Source organism: Vibrio hepatarius, from assembly GCF_043642085.1.
Lineage (GTDB): Bacteria > Pseudomonadota > Gammaproteobacteria > Enterobacterales > Vibrionaceae > Vibrio > Vibrio hepatarius_C.
In genome coordinates this window covers 153,579-173,328 of record NZ_JBHZSA010000004.1, presented here as the reverse complement: position 1 = coordinate 173,328, position 19,750 = coordinate 153,579, and the positions used below count along the sequence as shown (strand labels likewise).

Sequence of the window (19,750 nt, the reverse complement as noted above, 5' to 3'; positions counted from 1 at the left end):
GATACTAACGATGACGCGCCAAAGCCCTATCCAAATACTGGCTATCGACCACATCGTGTTAAGAACGTCTAAGCTACAGAAAATGCTCGCCTTTTATCAAGACATTCTTGCTTGCCCAATAGAAAGAGAGCTGCCCGAACTTGGCCTAACTCAGCTAAGAGCAGGTAACGCATTGATCGATATCGTGACAGTAGAGAGTAAGCTAGGACAACTGGGTGGAAAAGCGCCCGTACAAAACGGACGTAACGTTGATCATTTCTGCCTACAAATAGCAGCATTTGATGAGCAACAACTGCGTGACTACCTTGAGTCACACAGTATTGCGACCAATGGCTTTATCGAGCGATACGGCGCGCAAGGCTTTGGCCGCTCTATCTATATTGAAGATCCTGAAGGTAATGTGGTTGAGCTAAAACCGCAGCTATAGATTTTGTTTCCCTGCAATCTTATCGCAAATATAACCACCAATCGGGATGGCAGAAGTTGCCGCTGGTGAGGGCGCATTACAGACATGCAAAGAGCGCGGGCTTTCAGCAAACAAAAAGTCATGCACTAAGCTGCCATCTTTGAGCACGGCTTGCGCCCTTATACCTGCAGGGTACGGCTGTAAATCTTCAACCTTTATCTGTGGGCAGTATTTGTTAACCAGCTTGAGGTAGCCCGCTTTCGACCACGAGTTTTTAAACTCCACCAGCCCGGTTCTAAAATGCTTGGTGGTGACCTTCCAAAAACCGGTAAAACTCAGCATCTCTAGGGTGTCTTTGAGGTCAAAGTTAAATCGCCCATACCCTTCTCGCTTAAAGCCTTGCACCGCATTTGGCCCAACGGTCACACTGCCATCAATCATGCGAGTTAAATGGACACCTAAGAATGGTAAGTCTGGATCAGGAATTGGGTAGATAAGGTGTTTGACCACTTGGTTATGCTTAGCTGGCAGTTGGAAGTATTCACCGCGATAAGGAATGATTTGAAAATCGGTCTCAAGCCCCATCATTTTAGTGATTCGATCAGCCATTAACCCAGAACATGACACTAAGAAGCGTCCGCTTAAAATGGTGGATTGTGATTGGCTGTGAACCTTAACTTCGACGCGGTCTGCATGCTCACTAATACCAATCACTTCGCTACTTAGCTGTATCTCGCCACCCGCTTGTTGGAACTCCTGCGCCATGGCTTGGGTCACTTTACGATAGTCGACAATACTGGTCGCAGAGACCGCAATCGCGCCGAGTCCGGTGACGTTCGGCTCCCTGCGCTTTAACTCTTGCTGGTCAATCAGTTCAACGTCGATTTGGTTGTCTTGGCAGCGTTTGAATAGTGCATTCATGCGCTCGACTTCTTGGGGTGTGGTCGCGACTAATAGCTTGCCGCAATTCTCAACCGCTATTGAATGCTTGCGGCAAAACTCGGTGGTTGCCATGACGCCCGCTTTACAAAACTCAGCTTTTAAACTGCCGGGGGCGTAATATACTCCCGCGTGAATCACGCCACTGTTATGCCCAGTTTGATGAGACGATAAGTGCTGCTCTTTCTCAATCAGCAAAATCGAGCTATTTGGATGACGTTGCTTTAACTGCCAAGCCGTCGACACGCCAACAATCCCGCCGCCAACAACAATGTAATCGTAAGTCTGTTTCAATCTCTTGTCCCTTTTGGCTCAATTAAGCGCATTGGTTAGCAAGCTTTCACACGTAGAGAAACTTTCTTAGCCGCTAAACAGTTGAAAGTAGTCGTTATATAGCGAAATATTATCAATCGATACAATTCATGTTCAATTAAACATCGAAACTTTGTGAAACATGGTTAAAATAGCCGGCTCAGATTTTTATCCATCGGTTCTTTGAGGAAGAGACATTGAAGACGCAACACCTTTCAGCAAGCAATAGTAAAGATATTGAACAAGCCAAAGAGATTCTCGCTTCTGGCGAACTTGTTGCGATTCCGACCGAGACCGTTTATGGCCTTGCTGCAGATGCTTCAAACCCTGAAGCAGTGAAAAAGATCTTTGCTGCCAAAGGTCGCCCAGCAAACCACCCGCTTATCGTTCACATCGGCAGTGTGGAGCAATTGACTGACTGGGCAACGGATATTCCTCAAGAAGCTTATACTATCGCTAATGCTTACTGGCCGGGCCCTGTTACGTTACTACTCAACAAAGCAGAGCAAGCAACGCCAGTGGTAACCGGTGGTTTAGAGACGATTGGTATTCGCATGCCAGCGCACGACGTTTTTGCATCATTATTATCTTCAGGCATGGCAGTAGCGGCCCCATCAGCAAACCCATACAAAAAGCTCAGCCCAACGTCCGCCGAGCATGTGATGAACTCGCTAGGTGGCAAGATTGCTGCGGTACTTGATGGCGGCGATTGTGTTCACGGCCTAGAGTCGACCATTATCGACCTGACTCAAAAGCCATTTCGAGTTCTTCGCACAGGCCCAGTAACCGCCACACAACTATCTGAAACCTTAGCTGAAAAAGTACTTGCGCCTAAAGCTCATTCGGTGGCGGTACCGGGCAATGTCACTAGCCATTATCAGCCAAATACTAAAGTGCGCCTAGTTGACCTTAGCGATATTGAATCAGCAAACGGCAATAACATCGCTTGTCTACACTATTCAGCAATTGAAGCGTCACTAGGCTTTAAATCTAAGCTAATGCCACAAGATGTCGCGCAGTACTCGCATGACCTTTATCGCGCGCTTGATGAAGCCGATAAATGGGGCTGCGATGAAATTTGGGTCGAGCGCCCACCAGTGAGCGAAGAGTGGTTTGCGGTTCATGACCGATTGAATCGAGCTCAATCTAAGCTGTAATCATTCTAAGCCCAGTTCATGCTGGGCTTTTTATTTTATCATCACTAGCAAACTCCCCCTTAGCTTTGACTCAGCGAACAAGTGTTCACCTTTTTTCTTTTTAAAAGAATGAGTTAAATACAATATCTGGCTATTTTTCGATCCCACTTCACACCTTTTCATCGTCTAACTAAACCTCCCGCCAAAAATGTTGCAATTTAGTTAACTAGACCTAAGACTCTAAATTCACCGATAGGTTTAATCGAGGAGTGTGTTGTGCTGACTATTATTCGTCTTATCTTGGCTGGGATCTTTGTGGTGTTTACCACCCTATTTGCTTTGCTGTACTGCCTGTTTAGCCCAAGAAATCCCAAGCACGTTTACTTCTTTTGTCGCTGGTTTAATCAATTGCATAAACTGGTCGGTATTGAACTTATCCAGCGTGGATTGGAGCATGCGCCGACGCCAAACAATAGCGTGTATATCTCTAACCATCAGAGCGTCTATGACTTTGTCACCTCACCGGGCATGTTACGACCGCGCACGGTTTCATTGGGTAAAAAAGAGCTGATTTGGGTACCGTTTTTCGGTCAACTGTATTGGGTTACGGGCAACATCTTGATTGATCGCCAAGATAAGTCCAAAGCGCGAGATACGATTAAACAAGTCGCCGAAGCGATCCACCAGCGAGATCTATCAGTTTGGGCTTATCCTGAAGGAACGCGCAGTAAAGGGCGTGGGCTATTGCCATTTAAGACGGGCGCTTTTCGTATGGCGATTGAAGCGGGCGTGCCAATTACGCCAATGGTGGTCAGTACCACCCACAATAAGATCAACTTGAATCGCCGCAACAATGGCGTCGTGATTACTGAAATGCTTGAGCCAATTGATGTCACGGGCTATACCATCAATGATGCGCGCGCCTTGGCCGATCATTGTCATCAATTAATGGCACAAAAGATTTCTGAGCTTGATGCAGAAGTCGCGCAACTTGAAGCGCAAAAGCAGCCAACACAAGCGCCTCAGTAGGAAAGCAATAGCGAATCACTCGCAGATAACCTACTGAGAAGTCGATAAATTACTTTGAAAACTGCTAAGCCCTCGCATTTCTCGTTCAGCGACTTGTCGTAAAATAGCTTTGTCGGCACTGTCGTAGCGAAGTTTTGCGAGGGGGTTACATGGAAATCATTCATCATGGTGGTAAGCACACCATCACCGGCTCTTGCCATGAGTTAAGAGATGAACAGCAAGCGATTCTTATCGACTGTGGATTATTCCAAGGTGCCGATGCTCGCCCACTTGAGGTTGAATTTACTACCTCACATATAAACGCCTTAATCATTACCCACGCGCATATTGACCATATCGGGCGTTTGCCTTGGTTACTCGCAACCGGATTTAATCAGCCAATCTATTGCAGTGAAGCCACTGCTGAGCTTATTCCATTAATGCTCGAAGACAGCTTAAAACTTCAACTTGGGTTAAAACCCAAACAGGCGCAGCGGGTACTCAATAAGATCCGTAAGTTACTTAAACCGCAGCCATATAATCAGTGGATTGAGCTAGAGCCCGTATTACCAGATTCAATGGCGATCCGTTTCCAGCCTGCTGGGCACATACTCGGTTCTGCCTATATTGAAGTGCGATTAGCCAATCAAGAGGTGGTGTTTTTTTCTGGCGATTTAGGTCCGAGTAACACGCCTCTATTACCTGATCCATTACCGCCTGAGCGAGCGGATTACCTGCTGATTGAAACCACCTATGGTGACAAACCACATGATGATATTGCGACTCGCTCTGAGCGACTTAAGGCAATCATTGATCGCTCACTGGAAGATGGTGGCACTATCTTAATCCCCGCCTTTAGCGTCGGCCGAACTCAAGAGCTGCTATTTGATATTGAACAACTGATTCATGATCACCAAATCGACATTTCAATTCCGATCATTTTGGACTCACCAATGGCGCAGCGCGTGACCCGCTCTTATCGACGTTTCAAACAACTTTGGGGACAAGAAGCTAAGCAGCGCCTTAAAATGCACCGCCACCCGCTGGCTTTTGAGCAATGCATTACGGTAGAAGATTACCGCACACACCAAAGGTTGGTTAATCGGCTGCAATCCACAAGGGAAGCGGCGATAGTGGTTGCCGCATCTGGCATGTGCCAAGGTGGCCGAATCATGGATTATCTGAAAGCGCTATTACCTGACGAACGTACCGATGTCTTGTTAGCGGGTTATCAAGCCGAAGGAACACTAGGACGAGTCATTCAGTCTGGCGCAATGGCGGTAGAGATTGATCAACAAGAAGTCGAAGTGAATGCGCAGATTCATACCATGTCTGGTTACTCTGCCCATGCAGACAAAGATGATTTACTTCGCTTTGTTCAGGGTATTGAACCTAAGCCAAAAGCGGTGCATTTGATCCATGGTGAGCCAAATACTCAAGACACCTTCGCCAACACACTTAAACAGTTGGGGTATCACACTGTTTAGCTAGATTAATTAGCTTGTAAATGAGCTTGGCAGATTTACCAAGCTCATTCATCGACTTAGATGTGATTACCAAGTCGTCTCATTTTTATGTACTTGCGCGCCAAGCTCTAAACTAAAATCGGAACCCAATTTCGGGTAGTGCTTTACCATCGAATCAATCAGCTCAGCGCTATTGGCACTGTTCTGTTTTGCCTGCTCGAAACGCTCAATCCACTTATAGGTATAACGGATAGTGCTGGCATCGAGCTTGCCTTGTTCCGTCATATGGCCCGGCACGACAAATTTCGGCTTAAGCGCGAGCATCTCTTGTAGCTGCGCCATCCAAGCATCCACTTCTTGGCTCGATTGTGTGTCAGCCATCCACACATGCATACCTTCGACGATGCCAACGTTACCTAAAATGGCTTTTTCACTCGGAACCCACAGATAAGGTCGATGAGCAAGCACGCCATCTAGGCCACGAATCTCGACCACTTCACCGTCTACTTTGATCTCTTTAGCATCAATAGCGGTTGGCAATTGCGGGTTAGTCGGCGCGTTTAAGCCCATCTTCGGTCCCCAAAAGCTCACTTTCTTTTCGAGCTTTTTGGCAATCGCCTCACGCACCGCAGGCGTAGTGACAACATTGGCTTCAGGGAAGATTTCTAGCAGTTGCTCTGCGCCAAAGTAGTAGTCTGGATCAGCTTGGCTAATAAAAATGGTCTTCAACGGTTTGCCTGCATCCAAAACTTTTGCCGCAATACGCAGTGCATCCGCTTTGGTAAAGCCTGTATCAATCAATAAGGTTTCCGTTTCGCCAATCACTAAGGTCGAGGTGACATTAAAACTGTTGTCGTCTGCGTTGTAGACTTCAAAGTTTAAATCGGCACTCGCCATTGATGAGTATGTCGCGGCTAGCAGTAAGCTAAGAGTAGTAAGGGCTTTCATAATTGCTCCTGATTTGATGTCGTTTTGTTCAGTGGCAATCATGTTAGCGACTGGTTTTGTTTCGAAATAGAGCCTATTCTTTGCATCATTATTTCTTAAATCGAGCAGATATGGATAAGTTAACCGCAGCAAAAGTGATGCTGGATGTCGCGCAAACTGAAAGCTTTACCGCCACCGCAGACAGGCTCGATATGTCTCGGCCTATGGTGACCCGATACGTTGAAGCAGCAGAAAGCTGGCTTGGTTCGCGATTGCTGCAGCGCACCACACGCAAGGTGTCATTAACCAGCGCGGGGGAGCAGTTATTGCCAAAGCTGCAGTCATGGGTCGATGAGGCGCAGAAAATGGAAGAGAGCTTGATGCCCACGCATGCCATTAGTGGCCTTGTTCGGGTCTCGGTCAGTATGTCTTTTGGCTTTTCGCAGTTGATGCCAGCGCTTGAGAAATTTCGTCAGCAGTACCCTGCGGTTAAGTTAGATATCGATGCGCAAGACAGAGCTGTCGATATGGTGGCAGAGCGAATTGATTTGGCAATTCGCACCACCAACGATCCTAATCCTGCTTTGATTGGGCGACCATTTTCTGTCTGCTACTCCAAATTGGTTGCTTCACCTGAGTATTTATCGGCCAACAGCGATATCAAAGCGCCGCAAGATTTAACCCATCATCAATGCCTTGGCTATAAGAACTTTGGGCGCCACATCTGGCAGCTAACTCAGAACGGAGAAAGGCAAGATATCGAAGTGAATTGCGATATTACCGCCAACGAAGCCACCGTATTACTGCATGGCTCATTAGCCAATATGGGTATTTCGATGCAGCCTGATTACCTTGCCGACGAATGGCTCAAGCAAGGCAAATTGGTTTGGGTACTGCCAGAGTGGCAATTGATGTCGCTACAAATGTATCTGCTTTATCCGTCACGTAAGCATCTCTCTATGCCAGTTCGAGCCTTGATTGATTTCTTATTGGATTACTTTGGTCACACCGCTAATGAATAGGGCAATTTCGGCGCAGTTGATTGGATAACATTTGCTAATCGTCACCTTAAAAACAATTAGGTCTGGTGGTTAAATAATCGATATCTTTTCCCCTGAGCTATGGCTATGCTGAGAAGGTGTATATCACTGGAACAATTAATGGACATTTTCATACTGGTGGGGCTTATCACCCTAAACGGCATTTTTGCCATGTCAGAACTTGCGCTTGTCGCAGCCAAGTCGAGCCGCCTCAAAAAGCTCGCTGAAACTCAATCTTCCGCTCAACTCGCTCTCGAATTAAAAAGTAATCCAACTCGCTTTTTATCTACCATCCAAATCGGCATCACCGCGATTGGTATCCTTAGTGGTATTTTCGGTGAAGCGACGCTATCGGGCCCATTTGCGCAGTGGCTAATCCAACAAGGCTTCGAAGCTGATCTCGCCTCTATCGTCTCAACAGCGAGTGTAGTGGTGATCATCACCTACTTTGCTATTGTGGTCGGTGAACTGGTACCCAAGCGCTTTGCCCAACGTAACGCAGAACGTATTGCAGTGATTGTTGCCTACCCGATTCATTGGCTGGCGATCCTAACCACTCCGTTTGTGGTGCTACTGAGTGCTTCAACCGATGCGCTGTTAAAGCTGTTTCGTCAGCATGGTGATGATAACGATCAAGTCACTGAAGAAGATATCTTTGCGGTCATGACCGAGGGCTCTGAGTCAGGCGCGATAGAACCGCAAGAACAACAGATGATCCAGAACATCCTCTATCTTAACGACCGTTTGGTGACATCACTGATGACGCCTCGTTGCGATATGGACTTTCTGGATGTAGAGCAGCCGATTGAGCAAATCCTCAAACGTATTCGTCAGACGCAGCACTCGGTTTGGCCTGTCTGTCATGGCGGCTTGGATAAGATCATCGGCACGATCTCATCTAAGGTATTACTCGACCAATATGAACAGTTGTCGACCACTAAGATTGTCAAATTAGTCAGAAAGCCGCGCTATTTCCCTGAATCAATGAAAGGCTTACCACTGTTAAATCAGATGCAGAAAAACAACTGTGAGATGGCGTTTATTGTCGATGAGTATGGCGATATTCAAGGTATTATTACTCACTACGATATTTTGGCATCGGTCGCGGGTGAACTAGGCCTAGCACCGCAACATGTGTGGGCAAGACAGCATCAAGATGGCAGTTGGTGGATGGATGCATTAATCCCTCTTAATGAGCTTAAACGCCGCCTAGATATTGTTTCAATCGAAGGTGAAGAGAGTGAAGGCTTCCAAACTCTAAATGGTTACATCACTTGGAAAGCAGGCAAAGTGCCGCAGTGCGGTGAAGTGATTGTCTGTGATGAGTGGCAATTTGAAGTCTTGGCCGTAACATCGAGCCGAATCTTGCAGGTTAAAGTTTCATCAATTCTTTAGTGATTCATCTGGATAGACCATTTAATAGCATAGCTTCATGTATACTGCGCGGCAGTTATAGCCACATGAATAAAAGTATGTTTCTTACACCTTATTTTTCACAAGATAACAATCAGTTCCAGTTCACTCGCCAACAAGCAAGTCACTTTGCTAAAAAGGTAGCGGGAGACTTTAACCCTATCCACGATGAAGACAGCAAACGCTTCTGTGTGCCTGGTGATCTACTTTTTGCTGTTCTACTAAGCAAAGAAGGCATCAGCCAAAAAATGCGCTTTGACTTCTCGGGTATGGTGAGCGACAGCGTATCTCTATCAGTTGAAAATAAGTGTGCTAAAGAAAGTGCGTTAGTCGATGCTAATGCGAAAGAGTACTTACACATGTCGCGTGAAGGCGAAGTCAGCAACAACCCTGCGTTCGTTGAACACGTAGTAACAAGCTACGTTCAGTTCTCTGGTATGAACTTCCCACACATCATGGTTCCGCTAATGGAAGAGCAGCAGATGATGATCAACTGCCAGCGCCCACTAGTCATCTACGAAAGCATGGAAGTGGAGTTCTCTCGTTTAGACTTAACTCACCCTGAAGTCGTGTTTGCTGGTGCTACCTTCGACGTAGAAGGTAAACGTGGTCTGGTAACACTAAACTTCGATTTCAAAGAGAATGGTGAGATCGTCGGCAAAGGCTTAAAGCGAATGGTCGCAAGTGGTCTGAAACCATATGACCAAGCGGCTGTTGATGATCTTGTTGAGCGCTTCAACGCGCGCAAAGATGCTTTCTTAGCGGAATTTGCTAACGCAGCATAATCAAATTTAGGTTACCAGATCGCTGATTTGGTAACCTTTTTCTTATCTAATCCTTCTCTCTGCGCCAACTGGTTCAAACTATTTAGCGTAACCTCTAGCTCCACTGCCTCTTCTCCGCTAGCCTCTGCACTATTCCAACCGTCTAACGAGTTACTATGACCGCGAGCACTCACTACGCTGCGCCTATCTTGCAGTTTACCCAAACCGACACTTCATCCATTTTGACGCATCTGCCAACTGAGCAAGATAGCCAATGGCCAGCGACCATTGAGTTACTCAAGCAGCAGTTTGAGCAACTGCCACACTTAGCTGGTGATGTTATTTTTGAGTTTACTAATCAAGTCACCACATCAGTGAGCTCGGTGATTATTTTGTATCGTGGATTGGTGTTTGTTGTCGCGGTTGGCTTCGAAGCGAGTGACTATCAGCCAGAGGTCTTGGCTGCACTGCACCAACAGGCAAATGAGCTAAAACAACATCACTTAGCCAGTGAGAGCAAGTTTATTATTCCGGTCAGTATTGAGACTCACGCCTCCCCGCAAGGCGGCGCGATTGTTGTCTCGGAAGATTTAGTCGCACAAACCATGTGTGATAATGGCCAGAACCTTGCGGCACTGATTGAGCACTTTTCTAACCAATATAAAGACGATCAGATCATCCTCTCTGATTGGTTAGCCAGCGGCTTTAAATAACCATTTCCTCTGCACTCAACGGGTCATTTTCTTAACAAACACCACCACAAACAGCGCCATGGTAAAGCTGCCTAAGAAGGCTTCGCAGGCAGCGATAAACCTCGCTAACCCTACCGGGGATATATCTCCGTAGCCCAAGGTAGTAAAAGTCACAACGCTAAAATAGAGCGAGTTAAGAAACTCCAACGCATAAAACTTCCAGCCACTTACTCCCTCATAAACTGGGTGCCCACCCGTGGTGTCTAAGAAGAAGTAAGCCAGTGCACAAACCAAAATTAGGAAAATGGAGAAACCAACCACACGAATCGGATCTTCGCCATAGCCACAAAATACATCCACCAGCTTTGAGATCCCGCGTTTGACACTAAACAACGGCATTTGATAACGGCGAAAACGCATTTCTCGCTTAAAGAAATCGCCCGCCATTTCAAACAAGCCTTGCTTCTCACATTGCTTGCGGATGTTACGACACACCTCTTCCGCTTCTTGGCAATACATCACTGATTCTTTGCGTTTATGGCCCCTAATCGCACGTCTCGCTGCTCTTTCTTGCTTGAGGTCGCCTCCCCACTCTATATTTTCTAACTTAGCGCGAGAGAGCGAAGCGCCAAGCAAATTGCAATTATCCAACTTGGCGCAATGTAAGTTCGCACCAATTAACTTGGCTTTCATTAAAGATGAGCCACGTAAATCTAAGCCAAAAAAGTGAGCATCGGTTAAATCTGCTCGGTAGAAGTCGACATCTCGACATAGATAACCTTCTTTACTGCCACGGTTAACTAAATTGAGATCTTCTAGATTTGTTCTTGCCAACTGAAATCCGTCTAAAGGTTTACCTGCTGCGGCCCATTGCTCAACCTTGTCTTTTACATCATCATTGCTTTTATCGACTTTTGGGTCATGCCAGTAACAGAGTCCTGACTCACCACTAGGTTGATCGCAGCTCCAGCCATCAGGGTTTTGATAGCTGCATCGGCCTTGATGAGATTCCATAATGCGCTGCCCCTACATTCGCTTGATTTAATTAAGGCAGAATCAAGCTCACTACTAAGTGTAGTGGGTGCATATGGGCGCGCCATTTATATTTACAAATTAATCAATAACAACTTGTTCTCTCAGCCAATTTTTAAATAAACGCGTATAGGGGTTATCGGTATGGGTCAAAACAAAGTAGCCTGCATTGGCCGAGATGCCCGCAAAGGGGGCCACTAAGCGCCCTTCTTTTAGCTCATTACTCAGCAGCGCTGAACGGGCAAGCGCAATACCCACCCCAGCCTCTGCCGCAGACATCGCCATATCGGTGCGATTAAAGAAATGGCCTTGGTTAGTCTCAAAACTCAACCGTTGCTGCTTAGCCCAATAGTGCCATTCATGATCTTTCGCCGCGCTGGCCCATGGCATCACATCATGTAGCAGCACGACCTCTCTCCAACTGTCGTTGTCTAATTGCACTGGATGAGATTGTTGATAGCTTGGGCTCATTACCGGTATCAAAGACTCTGCCATCAGCAACTCTGCCGTTTGGTGCTTGTAAGGTATCGGCCCATAGTCAATCGCGATATCAAAGTTGCGGTTGTCACTATCAACCAACGCCCCTTCAGCAAAGGTATGTATTTGCACATCAGGGTAGAGTTTGTGGAATTTATCCAAACGAGGAACAAGCCATTTAAAAGCAAAAGATGGCGTCAGTTTTAATCGGATCTGCTTGCGCTCAGACACATGAGTCAGTTGGAAAACATTTTCTTCAATCGCAGCTAAATGGTGACTGGTTGATTCGACTAGCTTACTGCCCTGCTCGGTCAATCGTATGCCGCGAGCATGACGCTCAAACACCGCAAAACCAAGCTTCTCTTCTATCTGCTGCAGTTGCTGGCTCACCGCGCCAACGGTTAAGCTCAACTCTTTCGCTGCACTGGTCAAACTTTGGTGACGGGCAACCATACAGACCAAGTTCACCCCTTGTAGAATGGCTGATTTCATAGCGAGCCTTTAAAAAAACTAAAACCTAACATCAATTCTTATCGATTGTTAATCGAATGTAAATTACCGATGCTATGCAAAATTCAATTGTGTGAGAATCAAACGTGAAAGTCGTTGTTTTAGGAAGTGGTGTCGTAGGGCTAACCAGCGCATGGTATTTATCTCAAGCGGGGTTTGACGTAACCGTTATTGATAGACAAGCCAGATCCGCTGAAGAGACAAGCTTTGCCAATGCAGGTCAAATCTCCTATGGCTACTCTTCCCCATGGGCAGCACCAGGTATTCCAACTAAAGCGATTAAATGGCTCTTTGAGCAGCATGCTCCGCTAAAAATTAAGCCTAACCTCAGCCCAGAGTTAATCAGTTGGGCAACAAAAATGCTAGGCAATTGCCAGCTTGATAAATACAGAATCAATAAGGCAAGAATGCTGACCATCGCTAATCGCAGTCGAGAGTGTTTAGCGGAGTTAAATCAAAAACATCAATTGAACTATCAGGGTAAGACCCAAGGTACGCTGCAAATATTTCGCAAGCAGGCTCAGCTTACGGCGATCAAGAAAGATATCGCTCTGCTAGAAGAAAGCGCGACTCGCTATCAATTAATGTCCCCCGAAGAATGCTTAACTCAAGAGCCAGGATTATCAAACATGGAAGGCAACCTTGTCGGCGGACTCTATTTGCCCGATGACGAAACGGGGGATTGCTATCTATTTTGCCAACAACTGCAAAGCATGGCTGAGCAAGCGGGCGTGCAATTTATGTTTAATACCGAGATTGAGCAGTTACTCACCGACAATAAACGTATTTGTGGCGTTAAAACATCACAAGGCATCATTGAAGCCGATAGTTATGTCATGGCTCTGGGAAGCTACTCTAAGCACCTTCTGCAGCCTCTTGGTATCGATATTCCCGTTTATCCGGTCAAAGGCTACTCGTTAACTCTGCCGGTTGTTGACGAGGCCCATGCCCCTCACTCCACGATTATGGACGAAACGTATAAGGTCGCAGTGACTCGATTTGATCAGCGTATTCGGGTCGCAGGGACTGCCGAGCTCGCGGGGTTTGATCCGAGTTTGCCAGATAAAAGGTTGGCGACGCTCAATCATGTCGTCCGCCAGCTCTTCCCTAAGGGCGTCGATTTCAGCCAAGCTGACTACTGGAGTGGTTTTCGCCCAATGACGCCAGATGGTACACCTATCATTGGCAAAACATCGTTTTCTAATCTGTATACCAATACGGGGCATGGCACGCTCGGTTGGACCATGGCTTGTGGTTCAGCCAACATTCTGACCGAGATCATTGCTACTCAAGGTCATAAGTCATTTTCTGAGCTGAGTGTCGAACGCTATCAATAGCCACTCACGATACAATTCACTCATATACCTCTCATAAACAAAATATATACAAATACGTCATTTGTGGTTTTTATGAATATAAAACACCACAAATGGCACTCAATACATCAGATACTCAGTCAACTCTCGCCTTTAAGAACTCTTACTCTAGTTTTTTAACAATTTTTTAGCACTTTGTGTTTTAGATCACGCCCGATAACATCAAAAGACAAATAAATTAACAATTAAATTACAAGCAGGGTAATATCCTGCTCAGAAAACAACCATTACAAAACAAACAGGGAAACTTCTTATGCAGTCAATTGTTGATTTTTTGAATGGAATCATCTGGAGCCCGATATTGATTTATCTTTGCTTGGGCGCAGGTCTTTTCTACTCAGTCATGACACGATTTGTTCAGATTCGTCACTTCACTGAAATGTGGCGTCTACTTCTATCAGGGAAAAGCTCATCAAAGGGTATCTCATCGTTCCAAGCATTAGCGGTATCGCTATCTGGGCGTGTAGGTACAGGTAACATCGCAGGTGTTGCTGCGGCGATCGGCTTCGGTGGCCCAGGTGCGGTATTCTGGATGTGGGTAGTAGCCTTCTTCGGCGCAGCGACGGCATACGCAGAGTCAACGTTGGCGCAGATTTACAAAGAAGAAGATAACGGCGAATTCCGTGGTGGTCCTGCTTACTACATTGAAAAAGCAATGGGACAAAAATGGTACGCGTGGATCTTTGCTATCGCGACTATCTTTGCTTGTGGTTTCTTACTACCGGGCGTTCAGTCAAACAGTATCGGTAACGCAGTAGAAGCCGCATTCGGTTCTGGCGCAATGATCGAGACTGCAATCGGTACATTCAGCTTCGCTAAGATCCTAACAGGTACTATCATTGCTGTGATTCTAGCGTTCATCATCTTTGGTGGCGTTAAGCGTATCGCAAACTTCACGCAGATTGTGGTTCCTTTCATGGCGCTAGCGTACATCGTAACAGCGTTCATCATCATCCTACTAAACATCGGTGAAGTACCACGTGTATTCGCAATGATCGTTGGCGATGCATTCACGCCGATGGCGGGTGTTGGTGCTGCAATTGGTTGGGGTGTTAAACGTGGTGTTTACTCTAACGAAGCAGGTCAAGGTACAGGTCCACACGCAGCGGCAGCAGCAAGTGTTGATCACCCAGCGCAGCAAGGTCTGGTACAGTCATTCTCTATCTACATTGATACGCTACTAGTATGTTCAGCAACCGCATTTATGATCATCATCACTGGTGCATACAACGTTCATGGCGCTGAAGGTTTCCTAGTGCAGAACGTAGCGGCTGATATCGCAGCAAATGGTCCAGTCTTTACTCAGATGGCTATCGAAAGTGCGCTACCGGGCATTGGTAAGCCGTTCATCGCTGTTGCGCTGTTCTTCTTCGCATTCACTACCATTCTTGCGTACTACTACATCGCAGAGACAAATATTGCGTATATTCGTCGTACCTTCAAAGTTAACGGCCTAATGTTCCTACTAAAAGTCGCATTAATCGCAGTTGTGTTCTACGGTACAGTTAAGACCGCAAACCTTGCATGGGCAATGGGTGATGTGGGTGTAGGCCTAATGGCGTGGCTAAACATCGTCGGCATCTTGATTATCTTCTTCATGTCTAAGCCAGCACTAAAAGCGCTGCATGATTACGAAGAGCAGCAAAGACAAGGTGTCACAGAGTACACGTTTAACCCAGTGAAACTTGGTATCAAAGGCGCTGACTACTGGGAAGAGAAGTACCGTCGTAAGACAGGTAAAGAGCCAGAATCAGAACTAGATTCTAAACCGGTTGGACAACCTTCAACCTAATAGCGATGAGCTATAGATAAAAAGCAGTGGTAAGAAAAAGGGGTTAGCAAATGCTAACCCCTTTCGTATTAAGGTTCCCAATATCAGTTGTCGTACTTCAGGCGATTCGACAACTAAATTTTAAATTCAATTAAGCGGCAACTTGCTCTAGTTCAACTTGAGCTGACTTCTTCTCACCGATTGGCAGGATTGTACGGCCGTATTCGTTGTTAAGAACTTGAGCCATCGCAAAGTAGATTGCGCTCGCGCCACAGAAGATACCTTCTAGACCAGCGATTGTGCCAATCAGGTGGCTACCAGTGAAGTCACGTGCAGCAAGTAGGAAGAATAGGATCGTTAGTGAACCAAATACCACTTGTTTCGCTACTGGGTAGCATAGAGAGCCAACAAACATAAAGCCTGTGAAGATGCCCCATAGCGCAAGGTACCAACCCATGAAGCTTGCTGGGCTTGCTGGTAGACCCATGTAAGGCATCACAATCAAACCAACCAGTGTTAGCCAAAATAGACCGTATGAAGTGAACGCTGTAGTACCAAACGTATCACCACGTTTGAAACACATCATGCCAACAAGTACTTGGCTAAGACCACCATAAAAGATACCCATTGCTAGAATCATAGAATCCATTGGGAAAAAGCCTGCGTTGTGGATGTTTAGCAGGATGGTCGTCATACCGAAACCCATTAGGCCCAGTGGAGCCGGGTTTGCCAGTTTTGTTGACATTTTGCGCACCTTTAAAAAAAGTTAATAAAATTTACGCGCAGATTTTAGTGACGTGAATGAAAAAAGATAGATCAAGGATTTGCAATCTAAGATTTCGTAAATCGCATGGTTAACGATAAAGAGTCACTTATCATTCAGACACTGAATGTACCGACCATTTGCCCCAGCTCTACAGACACAAAAAACCATACGGCAGAAACAAAAAAGCCGCTTAAGAACGATGAATGTCTTAAGCGGCAGATGAGTTATTTCAGGGCTACGCCGATATTAGCTCGGACTTAGCTGCTGTATTTACTGACAGGAGATTTCATCCCAGAACCAGTTCGACTGAACAGGCGACTCCCACACTCCTGGACCATTTTTGGCAATAAAGCACTTACCGTTATAAGTCACTTTGTCACCATCTGCAGCCTGAGTTACCCCTGGCTCCCACTGAATAAAGCTATCTGGAACCGGCGTTGGGTCTGGCGTTGGCTCAGGATCCGGTGTTGGAGTTGGGCCCGGAGTCGGATCTGGTGTTGGATCAGGAGTAGGCTCAGGCGCTGGTTCAGTCGGCGTACCTGAAACTAATTCCCACGGCCCACCAAGAGCAGGGTCATCACCTTGAGTCCACCACTTCGCTTGATAAGTCGCGCCTTTATATGTCACTTGGTCACCCGAGTTATAGACTTTATTTGCGTCCCAATCTGTGCCTGTTCCCGGACCTGTACCTGGGTCGACTGGATCAAGCTTATCGACGATACGTACTTCAGGCCAGCTTGAATGAGAACCATAGAAGTTGGTCACACACTTCTCGTAATCACCCGGAACCAAAGCTGAGTAAGCCGTTTGGAAACCCACCAGCTCACACTCAAATGAGTAACCACCTGGACGGTCAGCATAGTACTTCCAGTTACCATCCCAGTTGGTGTAAAGCACATCGGTTGCGCCATTTAGGTTTAAGCTACCGTAAGGTGTTTGCTGCCAACAGGTGTTCTTCTCGTCCGCATCAAGTGGGATTTGATAGTGCGAAGATAGCCCTTCCCAGTAACGAATACGGTTGACTGGCTGACCCTTATCTTTGTTTTGCTCACCACACTCGATACCACCGTTGATAATATTGATTGTGGTACCAAAGCCGTAACCAATGCCGGCATCGATTTCGCGCTGAGACGGTGACCATGTTTTGTCGATCACATGCAACATGGCCGGTTTAGGCGCTTGTGGCGTTAAGAAGAACCAAATAGCTGACGCAAGGTTTAACCATGAGTCCGCAACTAAACCCGGGTTATTAAGCAGGACTGACGCGTCGCCATCGAACATGACTTCGGAGAAAGCACCGTAGTTAAAGTGGTAAGAGAGCTGCTTTGCACCACGGCCAAAATAGCCTTGTCCGGCCGCACATGGCCACTTTTTATTCTGCCAATCATTCTGGCCACAGCCCGTGGTGTAACCTTCTTGCCCTTCTGACCAGCCCATTTCACGCACATGCACTAACGCTTGTTGCCACTCTTCCAGTCCAAGTGGATTGTCCGAGGTATTATCTATCGCGATATGACCACCGGTCTCTTGAGCAAAGTGCGCAAACGCAGTGACAATAGAACGCTTACAGATTGCATCAGAATCGCGGCCGTCGGTATATTCGGCACAGAACGCAGGGAATTTACCAATCGCTCTTAAGAAACGTGTGTAGGTGTACTCTGGCGCCGCCATGCCGGTTAGAAAATCCCACTCTGAACGAGGAAATACTCGCTCTGCTCGCTGGACGTTTTCAGGGTTTGTTGCAAGGCCAGAATCGATCGCCTCAACAACGCTATTTGGGGCAGTACGCAGTGCTTGAGACCAAATTTGATACATAGGGTCAGCAGTTTTCTGACTTTCTACCGCCTGAACATCAGACCGAGCGATCACGTACCCTGTCGGATTTTGTGGATCGGGTTGGATGCTCATCGTCGCCCAACTGGACGACGTGGCCGCTAACGAAAGTGCAGCGGTTAAGAAGCTTACCTTTTTCATGGTACATTTCCTTGTGTTTTCAGCTGACAAAAGGTTAGGAAATACCGAAAAAATAAGCACGATGAATAACTTAAAGTAACGTCAAGATGCGACGCAATTTGAGCTTACAACAGAAGGAGTAACATAGCAGAAAGTACGAAATGAGGCGTGCCTCCAAAAAATAAGGGCAGCGAAATCACTACCCTTACCTTGTCCAATTTTTGCTTACACGATTAGCTTTCTAGTGGCTTTAACGATCCCCCACTACCAAAGCGAGTACGGCTAATCAGAAGATACAAAAACAACTGCCCCGCCAATGCAAACAGCAAAACAATTGGCGTTTCAATCACACCCGCAACAACAAAGCTTGATAGAGCGATGGCTCCGTTGAGCAAAGCATATGGCAACTGAGTTTTAAAGTGCTCATATTGATTACACGCAGCACCAGTAGAAGAAAGAATAGTGGTTTCAGAGATCGGTGAACAGTGGTCGCCAAATAAGCCTCCAGAGAGCACGGCACCAATACACACTAGCATTGGCGCATCAATCGCAACACTGGTCGGAATCACAAGCGGCATCATAATCGCGAAGGTTCCCCATGAAGAGCCAGTGGCAAAAGAAATGATCGCTGCCAATAAGAACGCAACCGCTGGTAACAACCAAGCTGGGAACCCTGCTTGAGCCTGCTCTGCAATGTAAGCCGCAGCGCCTAACTCTTTACCAACCGAGCTTAACGCCCAAGCCAATACGAGGATAACCGCCACCGACATCATGCCCGACATGCCTTTTAAATAGACTTGAATACTGTCGGTGACTTTTCTCACTCCATAAACCGCCATCAAGCTAACCAGTGTTGCTGCTGCAAATAGATAAGCCGTCGACAACGCAGCGCGGAAAGTAGAACCCGCCACTTTTTCAAATGGAAAACTTTGCGGAACCAACATGCTGCATAGCACCACTAACATGACCAACAAAGGCGCCCACACAAACGAAGCTTTAGCATTGTGATGTGAGAATGCTTGATGGGTATCGGCTTGATCATGAATGGCAGTGTTGCCTTTTTGAGCGTTCCTTTCCGCCTGAGCCATTGGTCCAAAATCGCATTTTAGAATCGAGATAATAGGCACAATTGCAATCGCCAAAAATGCATAAAACTGATATGGAATAGCACCAATAAATGCATCCCAATCACTCATCGCGACATCAAGTTGCGAGAACTCTTTTTGAATCAGACCCATGATGTAAACGCCCCAACCAATAAAAGGGATAAGAATCGCAACTGGTGATGAAGTTGAGTCGATAATAAACGCTAGCTTCTGACGCGAAAGTTTCAGCTTATCAAACAGAGGACGAAAAACAGGGCCAACGATAAGTGGTGTGCCAAGGTCTGAGAAGAAGATAACAATGCCGCCGAACCAAGCTAATAGCTGTGACTGACATTTGCTCTTAACCCAGGTAGTAACACGTTCGGCAAAGGCTACGCCCCCACCCGACTTTTCCATTAAAGCGACGAAACCGCCGATAAATACCAGCAGTAATATCACCCCAGCATTGTAACTATCCGTCAGCTGAGGAAGTAAATAGCTTTTCATCAGCGCACCGAATGATTCGAGCGGGCCGCTATCAATAAAGGTTTTTTCGAGCATTGCGACGCCAGTCATGACACCGGAAAATAGGCCAATGACAACATTTCGAGTCGTTAGTGCGAGGGTTAAAGTGACCAGAATGGGTAGTAAAGAGGTGAATTCAGCTTGTTCCATCA

At 46.5% G+C, this 19,750-nt stretch carries 17 protein-coding genes; 10 read left to right on the top strand and 7 right to left on the bottom strand.

Annotation, left to right across the window (positions count from 1 at the left end):
* Positions 1-10 precede the first annotated feature (10 nt).
* Complete coding sequence (locus ACHUFZ_RS10050; protein WP_394127071.1) at positions 11-427, top strand: VOC family protein; 417 nt, start codon at positions 11-13, stop codon at positions 425-427.
* On the opposite strand, the gene lhgO is transcribed toward ACHUFZ_RS10050, so the two are convergent.
* Positions 422-1,639 carry an L-2-hydroxyglutarate oxidase gene (gene lhgO, locus ACHUFZ_RS10045; RefSeq protein ID WP_394127070.1) on the bottom strand — a complete coding sequence of 406 codons (1,218 nt, stop codon included), beginning with the start codon at positions 1,637-1,639 and terminating at the stop codon, positions 422-424. The two genes, ACHUFZ_RS10050 and lhgO, sit on opposite strands and share 6 nt — an antisense overlap.
* A 215-nt stretch (positions 1,640-1,854) precedes the next feature.
* On the opposite strand from lhgO, the gene ACHUFZ_RS10040 reads away from it, so the two are divergent.
* The 3 genes from ACHUFZ_RS10040 (at position 1,855) to ACHUFZ_RS10030 (ending at position 5,288) form a co-directional block, all read left to right on the top strand.
* A complete protein-coding gene (locus ACHUFZ_RS10040) occupies positions 1,855-2,814 on the top strand; it encodes an L-threonylcarbamoyladenylate synthase (protein WP_394127069.1) in 960 nt (319 codons plus the stop codon).
* Between the two features lie 255 nt (positions 2,815-3,069).
* Complete coding sequence (locus ACHUFZ_RS10035) at positions 3,070-3,822, top strand: 1-acylglycerol-3-phosphate O-acyltransferase (RefSeq protein WP_394127068.1); 753 nt, start codon at positions 3,070-3,072, stop codon at positions 3,820-3,822.
* Positions 3,823-3,971: 149 nt separating this feature from the next.
* Entirely contained in the window at positions 3,972-5,288 is a 1,317-nt protein-coding gene (locus ACHUFZ_RS10030; RefSeq protein ID WP_394127067.1) for an MBL fold metallo-hydrolase RNA specificity domain-containing protein, read from the top strand.
* 66 nt (positions 5,289-5,354) lie between these two features.
* Here the strand turns inward: ACHUFZ_RS10030 and ACHUFZ_RS10025 are convergent, their stop codons facing one another.
* Positions 5,355-6,215, bottom strand: coding sequence for an MBL fold metallo-hydrolase (locus tag ACHUFZ_RS10025; RefSeq protein ID WP_394127066.1), 861 nt, complete (start codon positions 6,213-6,215; stop codon positions 5,355-5,357).
* A 110-nt stretch (positions 6,216-6,325) separates the two neighbouring features.
* Here ACHUFZ_RS10025 and ACHUFZ_RS10020 point away from each other — a divergent pair, with 110 nt between their 5' ends.
* The 4 genes from ACHUFZ_RS10020 (at position 6,326) to ACHUFZ_RS10005 (ending at position 10,124) form a co-directional block, all read left to right on the top strand.
* Complete coding sequence (locus ACHUFZ_RS10020; RefSeq protein WP_394127065.1) at positions 6,326-7,216, top strand: LysR family transcriptional regulator; 891 nt, start codon at positions 6,326-6,328, stop codon at positions 7,214-7,216.
* A 138-nt stretch (positions 7,217-7,354) separates the two neighbouring features.
* Positions 7,355-8,629, top strand: a complete 1,275-nt coding sequence (locus ACHUFZ_RS10015) for a hemolysin family protein (protein WP_394127064.1) — start codon at positions 7,355-7,357, stop codon at positions 8,627-8,629.
* Between the two features lie 77 nt (positions 8,630-8,706).
* Positions 8,707-9,432, top strand: a complete 726-nt coding sequence (locus tag ACHUFZ_RS10010; RefSeq protein ID WP_394127063.1) for a DUF3581 domain-containing protein — start codon at positions 8,707-8,709, stop codon at positions 9,430-9,432.
* A 155-nt stretch (positions 9,433-9,587) separates the two neighbouring features.
* Positions 9,588-10,124, top strand: coding sequence for a hypothetical protein (locus ACHUFZ_RS10005; RefSeq protein WP_394127062.1), 537 nt, complete (start codon positions 9,588-9,590; stop codon positions 10,122-10,124).
* Positions 10,125-10,139: 15 nt separating this feature from the next.
* Here the strand turns inward: ACHUFZ_RS10005 and ACHUFZ_RS10000 are convergent, their stop codons facing one another.
* The gene (locus ACHUFZ_RS10000; RefSeq protein WP_394127061.1) at positions 10,140-11,117 is read right to left on the bottom strand and encodes an ion channel; all 978 of its coding nucleotides are present in this window, start codon (positions 11,115-11,117) and stop codon (positions 10,140-10,142) included.
* Positions 11,118-11,216: 99 nt separating this feature from the next.
* On the bottom strand, positions 11,217-12,104 hold the full coding sequence (locus tag ACHUFZ_RS09995) for a LysR substrate-binding domain-containing protein (RefSeq protein ID WP_394127060.1): 888 nt from the start codon (positions 12,102-12,104) through the stop codon (positions 11,217-11,219).
* A gap of 104 nt (positions 12,105-12,208) precedes the next feature.
* Between ACHUFZ_RS09995 and ACHUFZ_RS09990 the strand changes: the two genes are divergently transcribed.
* Positions 12,209-13,459, top strand: a complete 1,251-nt coding sequence (locus ACHUFZ_RS09990) for a D-amino acid dehydrogenase (RefSeq protein WP_394127059.1) — start codon at positions 12,209-12,211, stop codon at positions 13,457-13,459.
* Between the two features lie 292 nt (positions 13,460-13,751).
* A complete protein-coding gene (locus ACHUFZ_RS09985) occupies positions 13,752-15,290 on the top strand; it encodes an alanine/glycine:cation symporter family protein (RefSeq protein ID WP_394127058.1) in 1,539 nt (512 codons plus the stop codon).
* 130 nt (positions 15,291-15,420) lie between these two features.
* Here the strand turns inward: ACHUFZ_RS09985 and ACHUFZ_RS09980 are convergent, their stop codons facing one another.
* From ACHUFZ_RS09980 to ACHUFZ_RS09970, 3 genes are all read right to left on the bottom strand, one after another.
* Positions 15,421-16,014 (bottom strand): acetate uptake transporter, encoded by a 594-nt coding sequence (locus ACHUFZ_RS09980; RefSeq protein ID WP_053440589.1) that lies wholly within the window; start codon positions 16,012-16,014, stop codon positions 15,421-15,423.
* Between the two features lie 291 nt (positions 16,015-16,305).
* Positions 16,306-18,009, bottom strand: coding sequence for a glycoside hydrolase family 19 protein (locus ACHUFZ_RS09975; protein WP_394127057.1), 1,704 nt, complete (start codon positions 18,007-18,009; stop codon positions 16,306-16,308).
* Between the two features lie 212 nt (positions 18,010-18,221).
* Entirely contained in the window at positions 18,222-19,748 is a 1,527-nt protein-coding gene (locus ACHUFZ_RS09970) for a Na+/H+ antiporter NhaC family protein (protein ID WP_394127056.1), read from the bottom strand.
* Between the last annotated feature and the right edge of the window lie 2 nt (positions 19,749-19,750).